At 53.2% G+C, this 13,097-nt stretch carries 9 protein-coding genes; 2 read left to right on the forward strand and 7 right to left on the reverse strand.

Going from position 1 to position 13,097, the window contains the following annotated elements:
* The first annotated feature begins 95 nt into the window (after nucleotides 1-95).
* Nucleotides 96-3,398 carry an autotransporter domain-containing protein gene (locus M2Q46_RS18015; RefSeq protein ID WP_302357811.1) on the forward strand — a complete coding sequence of 1,101 codons (3,303 nt, stop codon included), beginning with the start codon at nucleotides 96-98 and terminating at the stop codon, nucleotides 3,396-3,398.
* A 27-nt stretch (nucleotides 3,399-3,425) separates the two neighbouring features.
* Here M2Q46_RS18015 and M2Q46_RS18020 read toward each other — a convergent pair whose 3' ends face one another.
* The 4 genes from M2Q46_RS18020 to M2Q46_RS18035 form a co-directional block, all read right to left on the reverse strand.
* On the reverse strand, nucleotides 3,426-4,178 hold the full coding sequence (locus M2Q46_RS18020; RefSeq protein ID WP_035269538.1) for a DUF4880 domain-containing protein: 753 nt from the start codon (nucleotides 4,176-4,178) through the stop codon (nucleotides 3,426-3,428).
* Between the two features lie 280 nt (nucleotides 4,179-4,458).
* Nucleotides 4,459-5,484 carry a hypothetical protein gene (locus M2Q46_RS18025; RefSeq protein WP_115634653.1) on the reverse strand — a complete coding sequence of 342 codons (1,026 nt, stop codon included), beginning with the start codon at nucleotides 5,482-5,484 and terminating at the stop codon, nucleotides 4,459-4,461.
* A 157-nt stretch (nucleotides 5,485-5,641) separates the two neighbouring features.
* Complete coding sequence (locus tag M2Q46_RS18030) at nucleotides 5,642-6,430, reverse strand: PhzF family phenazine biosynthesis protein (RefSeq protein ID WP_302357813.1); 789 nt, start codon at nucleotides 6,428-6,430, stop codon at nucleotides 5,642-5,644.
* Nucleotides 6,431-6,700: 270 nt separating this feature from the next.
* Complete coding sequence (locus M2Q46_RS18035) at nucleotides 6,701-7,054, reverse strand: MarR family transcriptional regulator (protein WP_021447165.1); 354 nt, start codon at nucleotides 7,052-7,054, stop codon at nucleotides 6,701-6,703.
* Between the two features lie 561 nt (nucleotides 7,055-7,615).
* On the opposite strand from M2Q46_RS18035, the gene M2Q46_RS18040 reads away from it, so the two are divergent.
* Nucleotides 7,616-8,533: a pyridoxal-phosphate dependent enzyme gene (locus M2Q46_RS18040; protein ID WP_302357814.1), complete on the forward strand. Its 918-nt coding sequence runs from the start codon at nucleotides 7,616-7,618 to the stop codon at nucleotides 8,531-8,533.
* A gap of 217 nt (nucleotides 8,534-8,750) precedes the next feature.
* On the opposite strand, the gene M2Q46_RS18045 is transcribed toward M2Q46_RS18040, so the two are convergent.
* The 3 genes from M2Q46_RS18045 to M2Q46_RS18055 form a co-directional block, all read right to left on the reverse strand.
* Complete coding sequence (locus tag M2Q46_RS18045) at nucleotides 8,751-9,752, reverse strand: DUF4105 domain-containing protein (protein ID WP_203145274.1); 1,002 nt, start codon at nucleotides 9,750-9,752, stop codon at nucleotides 8,751-8,753.
* Between the two features lie 198 nt (nucleotides 9,753-9,950).
* Entirely contained in the window at nucleotides 9,951-10,799 is an 849-nt protein-coding gene (asd, locus tag M2Q46_RS18050; protein ID WP_009458320.1) for an archaetidylserine decarboxylase, read from the reverse strand.
* Nucleotides 10,800-11,019: 220 nt separating this feature from the next.
* Nucleotides 11,020-12,387, reverse strand: a complete 1,368-nt coding sequence (locus M2Q46_RS18055) for a diguanylate cyclase (protein WP_035269543.1) — start codon at nucleotides 12,385-12,387, stop codon at nucleotides 11,020-11,022.
* Between the last annotated feature and the right edge of the window lie 710 nt (nucleotides 12,388-13,097).

The following is a 13,097-nucleotide window of genomic DNA, read 5'->3' on the forward strand; positions in this document are numbered from 1 at the left end:
CACAGCTCAGAAATAAGTAGCAAGAAAAGACACTTTTATTTACTTTTATACGAAAAGTGCCCCCCTAATCATTGTCTTCTCTTTATCTGAACCCCATGGACTTCAAAATCAAAGCACTACTAGGCCACACCCTGTTGGCCTTGAGCTGGGCCGGCAGCGCTTATGCCTACGAGACAGAATTCATTCTGAACAAACAAGGTCAACAAGCCTTTGAGCTGCGGATCTATGGGCCGGATGATGGCGGTTACGATACGTCGGATCAATCCAATCCACGCGTTTCCCCCTGGAATATTGACGAGAATGGTCGGCTGAAAATTCGTGCCGCACTGGAGCGCTGGGCCGAAATCCTGAATCTGCCGGCGGGCTACACACCGGCTGTGATCAACCTGGGCACCATGAATGACAAGAACGCCAATGCCTATGGTGCCCAACTAAGTAACCCTGATCATCCCAACTTCGTCCTGTCGGCCTTGCAAGCACGCTTGCACGGAATCTTCCAGGGTGACCCAAACAACCCCGATGCGGTTATCAGCGTCGGAAAGCTGGATCTGGATGCCGCCCCCGTCAATCCAAGCCAACTGCCCTTAACTGGCAAGGCGGACTACAACGCCGTCATTTTCCACGAGTTGGCGCATGCTTTGGGCATCAGCAATACAGTCACCGACAACCTGCCTGAAAACAGCTTTGATCCACCCGATCCCTTTTTCCTGAATGACCTTAGCCCCTGGGCCTTGGGCTTGCGCGATGACCAGGGTCGAGCCCCCAGCCCCGGACAGAAAATCCTGTGCTCGGTCTGCACCAACCCATATGATCCTGCCGCTTTTGACCTGCGCGAAGACAAGGGCTACTTCACTGGAGATCATGTACAGGAAGTCCTGAATGGCGCCATGCCGGGCATCCCCGTCAGCATCCTGAACGTTCATGACCAACCGCGATACGGAGTGGATCGCAACTACATGAGCCACACCGAGCTGCGCAACAGCTTGATGAGCCATCAGACCTATCGCAATTATGTGAATCTGATGGAAGCCGAGCTTGCCGCCCTGCAGGATATTGGGCTGAGCATTGATCGCCGCAACTTCTTTGGCTATTCGGTCTATGGGGACGGTGTCACCCTGAACAATACCAATGGCTACTTTGCCCGCAATGCAAACGGCACGGCCTACCTGCCCGGTCAATACAATATGGCCACGCAAGGCTTGGGGCTGCACATTTATGGCGAACGCAACACCATTACCCAGGCGGCGGATTTACTGACAGCCGGGCCAGGAGGCGTAGGCGTACGTGTGGATGGTAGCGAAAACACTCTCCTTATCCCCGAAGCCACGCGTATTCATGCCCAGGGCTGGTATGGCCGCGGCCTGCAATTCAGCTATGGTCGTCATCACAATATTGTTCAGCAAGGTGAGGTCCGGGCAGATGGCCAGGATGGCATCGGAGCCCTGTTTGACTTTGGCCAGAACGCCATGGGTAGCGACGATGAGTATCACGGCTCCTGGCTAGTCGTAGTGGATGGCCGGCTACAAGCTGTACCGACCATTTTGCAAGGTGCCTTGATCAGCAATTACGATCTGTCCGGCACCTTGTCGGGCCAGAAAGCAGCCATCCATATCGCAGACAATGCCTGGGTGCAAAACATCAATATCTTGCAGGGCGCACAAATTACTGGTGACATCACCTCGAACTACAACCGTCGCGGTTCTGACCAGCAACTGCTCCTGACCCGCATCAGCTTCGGTCAAAAGGCCGATGAAAACGGTCGTGCCACCAAGGCGGCTGATCCTAACTTCCAGATGCGTTATGACGGCAATATCAAAGGTCAAAACAATCTGGCTGTTGTCATTGCCGGGGGCTCAACTTCCTTGAATGGGCAACACGAGCTGTATGGCTTGCGAGTAGATCAGGGCGCCACCCTGTACGGCAATAGCGAATTCACGATCAACCCTGAATACAACTTCACCAATAACGGCACACTCAGCCCTGGGAATTCCTACGGGAACATGACGATCAAGGGCAACTTTGTCCAAGGTGCCGATGGCCGGATTCTGGTGGAGGCCTCGACCACGCAGAACGATCATATTGATGTGCAAGGCTTGGCTCAGCTGGATGGTGAACTGCACGTGGACTTGCAGCCAGACTGGTATCAGAACGGATGGACACTGAATCAGGACAAGGTGTTCACTGCCAGCCAGACACAAGGGCAGTTTGCTGCGCTCAATGCCACGCTGGCATCTCCCACTCTGAATGTAAAAAGTACCGGCAATGGCTGGTCCGTCAGCCGTAATCAGGACGCTTATGCGCAATATGCTGCTTCGCCCAATGCAGCCTCGGTAGGTACCAGTCTGGCACAAGCCTCCTCGGGCAATCAGTCCCTGGCAGCGGTGTATCAGGCCATGGACTTCTCTCGAACTGATGGCAGCGATATTGGCCTGGCTTTGGACCAATTAAGTGCAGGATCTTACGCCGCCCAAACCGCCGCCGCCTTGCGTCGCGAACAACTGGTATCCGAGCAATTGCGCCAAACCGACGGTATCAACAAGAGCGGCTGGCAAAGCTTCATCCAGACCTATGGGGGCCGCTACCACTGGCAACTGGGTAACAACGATGTTGACCACCGCAGCGAGACCTATGGGGTAATGCTGGGGGCGGAACACCGGGCTGAAGGCAGTGACTGGAGCCTGGGGGTGCATGGTAATGCCAACGAGCAGCGCGTCAACGTAGACGCCCCCTTCCAGGCCAAGAGCAAGCTGACCGGTCTGGGCCTGGGGGTGCATGCCCGCTACCGTGGCTACAGCCAGGAAGGCTGGAATGGCTTGGCCCAACTACGTGTGGGTATCGAACAGGGCAAGATGAACCGCAACATCAGCTTTGCGGGCTATCAAGCACGTCCCTCCTCGGATTGGACAGGGCATACCTTCTCGCTCGGTGTACAGACTGGCTACAACTGGGCGCTGGGCGAGAACGGCAGCATCGGGCCAGTTCTGGCTCTGGATTACCTCCATTACCGGCGCCCTGGACTGGAAGAGAGCGGCGATGCCGCCAGCCGTCTGCGCCTGGACGCCAGCCGCCAAAATGCCTTGCAGGCTTCCATTGGCCTGGCCCTGCGTCAAAACTGGAATTTAAGCCAGGATCGCCAACTGCACACGTCCTTATCGATTGCTTGGGAGCAGGCTTTGCTAAGCCGTAACCAGAACCAAGAGGCGGCCTTCGCCAGTGCCCAATCCGTGAGTTTTGATGGTCGTTACGCGCGGGTAGATAGCCATGCTTTGGCGCTGGGCACCAGCATCAGCTTGCAGCAATCCGAACGTCTGCGTTTAGGTCTGTCGGCCAGCACCCGTTTATTAGGGGATAGCCGTGCCGATATAAACGGTAAATTGTTCCTGAACTGGATGTTCTGAACGTTCCGAAACGTAAGAGGCCGACTGTTAGTCGGCCTCATTCGGAGATACAGGAGCGGGTTGAACCCGTTTCATTCCAGACCATCGATCCACATCAATATGTTGACCGGGAATCAAGACCCGAGTCTGTCGACGCCACCATGTCCCGCTAGATACTTCGACCGATCCAGTATCCACAGCAAATTTCATTTGATCGCTGTCCAGAAAAGCCGAGAACTGCCCCTTGTTACTGCGGGCCTGCGCAAAGCTGGAAAAGACCGTCACACTCTTTGGTGTGGGATCAGCCAGCAACAGCGTGACCTGTCCACGTAAAAGCTGCAGATTCAATCTGTCCTCATATTCACGGATTTCAAGGGCTGAATCCGGGCCCAAGCGCAGCACGGCCCCATCGACAAACCGTTGCTCCAGCATTTGAGCCCCCGATACCAAGTGCTCTTCTCGCAATACCGGCTCGGGCCAGGAGAAAAACACGGTCAGCGCCAAGGCCAACACCAGAAAACCCGCCAGCAAACCACGGTGATAGGGCTTGAGCAACACTGGCTTTTCCCCCGAGCCAGCCAATAAACGGCGTATCTCATGCTCGGGCGCATCCAGGCTGGCGTCACAAAAATAGCAAATATATCGATATGAACGTTCATTTTCAGGATTGTCACGGCGCCAATCCTCAAATTCCCGTAATTCAGCTGCGGTAGCCTCGCCCGAGTTCAGGCGAGTAAACCAGTAAGCAGCCTGTGCGTGGGCCTGCGTATGCTCCAGCAGTTCCCCTTGATATGTCGTCATAGCGGCATCTAACCTTGTTCAGTTAAGCCAGCAATAGGGCGGTTTCAGTCCGACGGATTGTCTCTTCCGCTCAAGGCCAAAACCTTAAAAAACGAAACCAGCAGCCACCAACCCTCTACATTCCACCTTTGAAAACGATACGTTTTTATTTTATACATTCGCTTCAAATGCTTACATTAACTCAAATTGACCCATTCCAAACAAATTCGCCTTATTTAATTACACTCACCACAAAAAAACTGCAGATTACAGGTAAAAAAAGCCGGAATCAGGTCGTTAACTAGTGAAATCCGTCCAAAATTTGGCCACTAAGCAGGTCATGAACCTGTTCTTTTCTTTGATCCGATTCGCCATCCGCAGGCAATACCATTCTCAATAAAAGTGGCCACTGCGGGTAAAAGCGATAGTTGGGCGTCGACACACGCGTACCGGCTGGATAACTAAATCCGCCGAATTGAAATTCTCGAGCCAATTGAGCATGCGAGAGATAAAGCAGATTTTTATTTTTATCGACTGAGAAATAAGCACGTTCCAAAGGCAGATTCCATGCCTGAACCTGTAAACCCTCTTCCTCTACACGTACCATCCAACGGTCCTGATCCCGCTCACCGTTGACATACAAAGTCCCATCCGGCCTGGCCTGAACCAAAGTGCCGGCAGGTAGATCCAGAACAAAATCCGGGGCTGTATTCATATTGGAAGCCGCCGCATAGGGACTCCAGCCCCTGATCTGATTCCCTTTAGCCAAAAAGCAGCTGACAAAACGAAAACCGTGCTCTGCCATGGAATCTTGTTCCATTTCAAGCACTTGGCTGCCATCACATTGCCAGCCCTCCAATTCCGTATCGCCTGCCAGATGCAGCTTCCAGCTGGAGTTCTGCATATCGGGCCGGGGGCGCTTGAAAGACAGCACTGGAGCATTGCCTACCATGACCGCCCCCGGGAAACGAGCCCAGGACACGCTGTCCGGGTCGCCCCACACACTCAACTCCAGCTCTGTTCCGGCTGGCATATCAATTCCGGCAAAACGGCCAGGCTCTTTTAAAACATGCTGCCGACTAGCCAGCTCCTGTGCCTGACGTTTATCGAACTGATAGACCTCCCACTGGAAATAACTGTAGTAGAGCGCCAATACAAGCAAAGGAAGCAAAACCAGTAGGCGTGGCCAGGGTTTTTTCTTGAAGTTTTCCCGGCGATGTGGCTGTACTAAAAGCAAAACCACCCAGACCAGCACAATAATTAAGGCAAGCGGCCCGAGCGTAATAATCAGCAGAAACAGCAAAGAAAATGGAGCGACAGGAATCATAAGAGATCAAAAAACCATAAATAGTCGCAATAAAGAAGGCCGAAAAAATGTATAGCCTGTCTTGCTGACTACTGTGCTGATCGGGCAAAAACAAGGGAAGGGCGTTACCAATACAGGCACGGCACCGCCAGGCCCGTTTAAACCGCTTGGCATCGTCTCAGGCGATCTGGATGTGTCCTTCCATATACAGGACGGCCTGGCCTTTCAAGAACACGCGGTCACCCGTTAAGGTGCAGTCCAATACACCACCACGGGCAGAAGCCTGATATGCCAGCAAATGAGTTTTGCCCAGGATAGGAGCCCAGTACGGCAGCAAAGCACAATGGGCCGAGCCCGTCACCGGATCTTCCTCAATACCGTGACCAGGAGCAAAAAAGCGGCTGACAATATCAAACTGGCCCGAGCCCGGCGCTGTCACAATGCATCCGTCACAGCCACTGGCCAGCATGGCTGCCGCATCCACCTGCAGCTGTCGCACTTGTTCTTCCGTTTCCAATACAGCCAGATGGGTGAAGTCATTACGCCACAGTTGCGTAATCTTGGTGCCCAAGGCTTGCTCCAGCAAAGGATTGTCATCCACACGGTGAACCGGGCGCACAGGCAAATCCATGACATAGCTGTCTTGGTCACGACGTACCGTCAAAGCACCACTTAGCGTATGGAACACCACCTGGCTGTCCTGGGGACGCACATGCTGCAGCACAACGGCGGCGCTGGCCAATGTTGCGTGTCCACACAAGGGCACTTCTACCGTAGGGGTGAACCAGCGCAGGCGAAAGTCCTGGCCTTGTGGCACCAGAAAGGCGGTTTCGGCAAGATTGTTCTCCTGCGCAATCGACTGCATCAAGGCATCGTCAGGGAACTCGGGCAACAACACCACGGCGGCAGGATTGCCTGCAAACAAGGTGTCAGTAAAGGCATCAAGCTGATAGATGGGTAAGTGCATTCTGCCTCCAGGCATGGTATTCAAGGTGAGTCCCCAGTATAGAAAAATAGACTCTTTGAAGGCAGGTAAATCCGCGGAACAGGGGCATTGTTTTAATGCCGCCTATCTTTTCCGTTTTTTAAGCACCAGACACGCGAGCGCTTTTTGCAAACGCCTGTTTGCATTCCATTAGTTGGACCCGAGCGCTTCCCGCTTATTTACCTGATGCCAAACGCTTCTTTTTGCGGGTTCAGCAATTACAACGGGTGCCAGGCCGCTCCATTTGATCAATCAAACATTTGCCGCCTCTAAAAGACAGGCGGAAAGACGATCAAAATGCAGCAGGGCAGCCTGGCTCAAGTCCACTTGTTTGCGGCGAGTGTCCTCCGTATCACTAAGGACGATCCAGCCTTTCTCGCGCATGGATTTGAGACGGGTATGAATAGTCGCGGGCGATCCCAGCCGTTCTACGGCCATGACATCGCGCACCGACAAACGCAAACAGTCTTTCGATGCCTTGGCAACCAGCACCAGGATCCGCTCTTCAAGAGGGTCCAGGCAAGGCAAGCAAGGCAGGGTATGCAGCGAATCGGCGAGCTGCAAAAAACGCATATAAATATCAGCAGGTCTGGTGGCAGTTTTCATAACAAAATCTTTATTCCTTTAAGAACCGCTACCACAGCGTCCTTTCTAGAAATAAGTTCTGGTTATTATTGTTTTTATTCCGCCCAGGCAAAGCAAAAAACAACACTGCTTTATGGCCCGAGTGATTGGAATGAGTTTCGGTGCTTATCATGCACTTAAAATTAAACGCTTAAGACCGGGCCTGAATTCCGTACGGAAAGGGGTCTTGAGTCGGGCGATTTATCTGGAATTTTATCAGATAAGCCCTTGATTTAGCTTGAACACTACAGTCCAGACGAAGCAAAATTGTAAGTAGGTGCAGACACGTAGTTAGTTAGTAAGCTGCCTCACATTAAACGCTAATAAAGGGACTTAGGCAGAGAACAAGAACAGTTACAAAATCCAGGCCCGATGATATAAGCATCCTTTCCAAACAATTTTCCGCCCGCTTGTCCTGGTCGTCACAAAACCATGCCCAGGATCTTTAGCCACACGTGTTTCAGACCGATAAAATGTGGTGAACAGCGCTCGGAGCGCCCAACGCGCCCCCTCAGATCACTATAAAATCTGGAACGATAAGAAATGATTCTTCACCTTGAGACACCGCTCATTTTTTCACACGCCTTGAGCGAACAGCTTGGCAAACAAATCTGGTTAAAAATGGATGCGCTGCAACCTAGCGGATCATTCAAAATTCGCGGTATTGGCCACTTGTGTCAGCACCATGCCCAGCAAGGAAAGAAGCGCTTTATCATTTCTTCGGGAGGCAATGCCGGAATTGCCGTTGCCTATGCCGGACGCCGCCTGACCATGCCCACCCTTGTTGCCGTCCCCGAAACCACTAGCGAACACGCCAGACGCTTGATTCAACGGGAAAAAGCCGAGCTGCACGTAATCGGCAAGAACTGGCAGGAAGCTCATGAGTATGCGCTGACCCTGGTGCAAGAAGACGACGCCCTGATTCACCCATTTGATGATCCTTTGCTTTGGGAAGGCCATGCCAGCCTGATCGCAGAAGTGGCCCAAATGGGCGTACAGCCAGATGCCGTCTTGCTGGCTGTAGGCGGGGGTGGCTTGCTATGCGGTGTGGCTCAAGGCCTGCGGGAGCAGGGTTGGGACAAAACCCCGATTATTGCGGTAGAAACCCAGGGCACCGCCAGCCTGGGCGAGTCGGTAAGGCAGCGCCAGCACATCACACTTAGTGAAGTCAGTGGGGTTGCCACCTCCTTGGCTGCACCACGCGTCTGCGACCAGGCTTACGCCATCAGCCAATCTCATCCCACCACCTGCGTTCAGGTCAGCGATGCTCAGGCCGTCAGCGCATGCCTGCGCTTTCTGACCGATCATCGCGTTCTGGTGGAACCCGCATGTGGCGCGGCTTTGTCGACTCTCTACCTGGATCATGAGGCCCTGGCTCCCTACAACAACATTCTGGTCGTTGTGTGTGGTGGCAACACCACGACGCTGGAGCAGTTGGTGCAGTGGCGGGCCACTCCTTAAACTGTCCGTGATCAGCCCTGACGCATTTGGAAAAAATAATTATTTTCTATCGCATCTGCAATCTGGAAAACAGGGTACAGGGATTAAAAAACCCCATCACATGATTTTCATATGATGGGGTTTTTATTTATTCTTTTTATTCCTGATACGCTCTAATTTTCAGAGCGTATAAAGTAAAACATATGTTTCACGTGGAACAAAAGCGCCTAAAACAGCCTTAAAAAGGCTTTACGAGAGGCAAATCCTGTCGAATCAAAGCAGAAAAATCCTGCCCCTCCTGCTGCGACAAGGCTCTCGGGTTGATGTAGCCCAGTTGCTTCAGTTCCTGAAAACTATGGCCTGGCGCCAAAGCATTCAGACCATACACATACTCGGCCAAATAGCCCGAAGCCAGCACACGCCAGTCCCACGGTATCCCGTCCACAATCCTGGAGACCATGTCGTAAACAATGGTGGTGCAATTAGCCGTCAAGGTGTTGTAGAAACGAGGAGTAGTCTGCAGTTGCTGGCCCTGCTCCACATAAGACAAGAACAAGGCCTGCATAGCAGGTTTTGCCAACTCCACGCTGTACATATACACGTCTTCGCCGCGCGCATTGCTACGGGTACGCACAATGTCCTGCTCTGTTGCCGCAATCAAGCTCAACTCAAACTCTTTGAAAAAACCGCCTATCGCAGAAAATGCCTCGTGCTTTTCCTTGCGTATTTCTACCGAAAACACCACATGGCGGCCATCCTCAAACCCGAAAGACACCAGGGTATGAGCGATCACCGGGCCCATCCAGTACGAAAGGAACATATCTACCGATTTGAGCGTCTGCAGATCGTAGTCCTGGCTAATCCAATGCTCATCAAAATCGGTCTCGCTGCGCCAGTTAAAGTCACGCACATTGTGCAGAGTCACCACTGAACCATTTACCTCGCCGTAACTCATTCTGGCCACATCAGGCGCCCATTCCCGGTCGTTGCTGGGCGCAATACTGCTCCACCAGACCACCAGCACCAGAAAGCCCAACGCCTGGGGTGCAAAGAGCCAGTTCTTGCCCTTGCTCAAGGCATACAGGCTCAATCCAGCCACCGCTACCCAGCCAGCCAATGCCAGCCAGCGCCCCAGACCTGCTGACAGCTGAAACTGTAGTGCCAGCGCGCCCCAGGCCGCTACCGCCAAGACCAATAACAGGACCAAAATCTTGATCACCATCGCCCCCCACCTTTTCATACTCACTCCACAGACCTCTTGAATACAGATTACTTTTAAGCGCTGAACCGTCAAAAAAGGCTCCACGCAACGCCTTCGGCTTGCTGCCTCCCCAAAGGGGGAGTTTTTGCCGGAGGCGCCGAGCCTTTAGACGACCCGACGACAAAAAAAAAACCTGTGTCCACTTGAACACAGGTTTTATTAATTAGAAAACAGGGTTTAGCCCTGATAGCCCATCGCTTGACCTTGGCGGATTACGCCTTGCGGCTGCCAGCTCGGATCAAAACGATAGGCGCTTTCTTTGGGGAACAACATCACCACCGTGGAACCCAGCAGAAATCGGCCCATTTCCTGCCCCTTTTGCAAGGCGATATTCTGACCTTCGTAGTTCCACTCGTGGATCTTGCCGTCACGCGAGGCATTTACCACACCATGCCAAACCGTGACCATACTGCCCACCACCGTCGCCCCCACCAGCACCAATACGAACGGGCCTTGCTCGGAGTCAAAAAAGCAAACCACACGTTCATTACGGGCAAACAGGCCGGGAACACCGCGCGCCGTCGTCGGATTGACCGAGAATAAATCGCCCGGTACATGAATCATGCGCTTGAGCACACCCGCACAAGGCATATGTACCCGGTGATAGTCGCTAGGACTCAAGTACAGGGTCGCAAACAGCCCATCCTGATAGCGGGCAGCCTCCTGAGCGTCTCCGCCTACCAAAGCCGTCGTCGAGTAACTATGCCCCTTCGCCTGGAACACCTCGGCACCCTGGATAGGCCCCAACTGGCTGATGGCACCATCAACCGGGCTGACCAAGGCCGTCTCCGCGATAGGGCGGGCCCCCGGACGCAAAGCTCGACCAAAAAACTCGTTAAAGGTGGCGTAGCTGGCTGGGTCGGAGTTTTCTGCCTCGCTCATGTCGACCTGATAACGGTCGATAAAACGCTTGATAGCCCAGGTCGTGCGCCCGCCCATGGGCTTGGAGGCCAAACCGCCTAGAAACTGGGTCAGAGCCTGTTTAGGGAGCAGGTACTGGGGAAGAACAGCCAAACGGGGATGCATAAAATCAGCTCGCAAACAAATCCTGCTTCAGCCTGGGGCCAAAGCGTTTATGCCATTCAATGTAATTGTGTTTCACGCGCCACATCCGGCCGGAGCCACCACTTCAAAGGCCGCGCAACCGTCAGGAATCAGGCACCAAACACTGGCAGGAACAAAACAATACGCACTTGTAGCACAGGTTGCCGCCATACGACATAAAAGGGCGGGCAAGCCCGTCCCATCAGACGTAGACAACCCGGTCGCGGCCTTCTTCTTTGGCCTGATACAAGGCGCGGTCAACCCGGCGCAGCGTGCGCTCGTAATCCGGGTGACCGTCGTACAAGGCCACGCCAATACTGGCGGTGATATTCATGCTTTCGCCATCCACAACCCGGAAGGTCTCCGCATGAATACGAAGACGCAAATTACGGGCGGCACGCATCGCACCATCCGCATCCACGTCGACCAAGACCAGAAGGAACTCTTCGCCCCCAAGGCGGAACACGTAATCACCGGCACGCGCGCTATTGCTGAGCAGCTCAGCAAACTGACGCAAGATACGATCACCGGCATCATGGCCATGAGTATCATTAACCCGCTTGAAGAAGTCTATATCCACAGCCAGCAGCGCAAAACGCGATCCCCGCTGCTGGGCATAGCCCACTTCACGGCTAAGCACGACAGGCAGGTATTTGCGGCTTAACAGGCGGGTCAGCACGTCCCGGCCCGACTCCAGCTCGTTTTGCTGCTCGAACAAGCGATCCAGGTGTAAACCAATGGCTCGGGTTCGATCACGCAGCTCATGCAAGCGTAGAACCTGTCCTTTCGCGTCCCCTTGCTCGAAAGCCGGCATCAGCTCGGTATCAATCAGATTCATCAAGTCCAGGATCTCACGACTCTCTACCGTGCCCTGGAAGGCATGCGCACCCTTATGCTTGAACCAGATACCAAAGTCCGAATCTCCAATCCGCGGGGCAGGCGTCACACCATTGTTGACCGCCATCGCAAACATGAAAAGATTTTCCCAATCCAGCAGCGCGGCTCGCTGTCGGCCACGCTCGGCCGCCACGTTCTGCACAATGGCAAACAGGCGATAGGACTCTTCGGCACGGGATTTACGCTCACGCGAATTGGCATAAGCATGGCTCATCAGTTCCATCGCCAGATCAATGAAGTTCTGGATGTAGCGATAGCACTCCCAGGCCTGCTCGGAACTAATAGTCGAAGATTCAAACAGGAAGCGGGCGTAACGTCCCTTGAGCAAGCGTGCACCACGCAGCACCAGGTGAACCGGCACCCCAACCCGAGCATGAACCTCGCCAACCTGATTTTGCAGCTTGACCTGATCTTGCATATCACTGTGTTCATCCACCGAAAACAGCTGTACCAACCAACTGCGCAAGGAGCGATGCAAGCGCTTATGTACCTGATCATGCGAGAGATACACCTGTGCGGCAGGGTGCTTGAGCATATGCGTATAAAAGTGGGTCGCAAGCTCGTCCTGGTTATCTTGAGTGATAGTCAGCACATGAGCACGGACCGCCAGGGGCACTTTCTGGAGCAAGCCGTGCCAGTCCTGAGCGGCTTCTTCGATATTCGGTTGAGACATGAAGTACAGGGAGAGTAGCGAGACGATACTTAAGGATTAAACAGCCTTGGCGGCAATTGTTACATGAGGGGAGATTTCGCGCTATTTCTTATAGCGATACAGGCCACGGGCTAGCAGGAGAATACCCTTGCTGCCCACAAGGAAAAAACATACCCCTTAAAGATAAGTGGGTGATTCCACGGGCCAAGGCAGAAATACGTTGTCCATGTACTGGAGCAAGTGCCGGTTTCGCCTCACTTTGACAGCAATTTGCGATTCAAACCCATGGCTTTGTCGACCCAAACGCACCGAAAGTTCCACGGTGAGCAGATTGTCCTATCAAAGTAGATAGCTGACAAAACGAATTGCCCACTATCGCCAAAAAGCCACGTTTGGCATCCAAGCACAGAACGAACAATGAAGCATGCTGGTGCTCAAGCAGGTGGGGCTACCAAGAAACAGGAACTGGGTTTATATCCAATACTGAGCAAATACCCAAATTCCTATGAGACAAGCCGGGCCGAAACGATTGGGTCGGGTCGGGTCGGGTCGGGTCGGGTCGGGTCGGCATAGGTTTCAGCATCAACCCTGATCTTTCAATGTTTTTTTACTCTGCTCCAAGCTATTTTTTTAATAACCACAAGCAAGCTTTATCCAATAAATACAGAAAGGAATTAAGAAATCTCTAAATAAAAATTCTGAATCATGAATAAAAACAAACCCAGAGCATT

Origin of the sequence: Alcaligenes sp. YSL9 (genome assembly GCF_030515105.1) — a bacterium.
GTDB classification, from domain to species: domain Bacteria; phylum Pseudomonadota; class Gammaproteobacteria; order Burkholderiales; family Burkholderiaceae_B; genus Alcaligenes; species Alcaligenes phenolicus.

Coding starts and splice junctions, on each gene's coding strand:
- M2Q46_RS18045 (WP_203145274.1), bottom strand. CDS start 9,752: ATGAAAAGGTGGGGGGCGATGGTGATCAAGATTTTGGTCCTGTTATTG.
- M2Q46_RS18025 (WP_115634653.1), bottom strand. CDS start 5,484: ATGATTCCTGTCGCTCCATTTTCTTTGCTGTTTCTGCTGATTATTACG.
- M2Q46_RS18030 (WP_302357813.1), bottom strand. CDS start 6,430: ATGCACTTACCCATCTATCAGCTTGATGCCTTTACTGACACCTTGTTT.
- M2Q46_RS18040 (WP_302357814.1), top strand. CDS start 7,616: ATGATTCTTCACCTTGAGACACCGCTCATTTTTTCACACGCCTTGAGC.
- M2Q46_RS18020 (WP_035269538.1), bottom strand. CDS start 4,178: ATGACGACATATCAAGGGGAACTGCTGGAGCATACGCAGGCCCACGCA.
- M2Q46_RS18035 (WP_021447165.1), bottom strand. CDS start 7,054: ATGAAAACTGCCACCAGACCTGCTGATATTTATATGCGTTTTTTGCAG.
- asd (WP_009458320.1), bottom strand. CDS start 10,799: ATGCATCCCCGTTTGGCTGTTCTTCCCCAGTACCTGCTCCCTAAACAG.
- M2Q46_RS18015 (WP_302357811.1), top strand. CDS start 96: ATGGACTTCAAAATCAAAGCACTACTAGGCCACACCCTGTTGGCCTTG.
- M2Q46_RS18055 (WP_035269543.1), bottom strand. CDS start 12,387: ATGTCTCAACCGAATATCGAAGAAGCCGCTCAGGACTGGCACGGCTTG.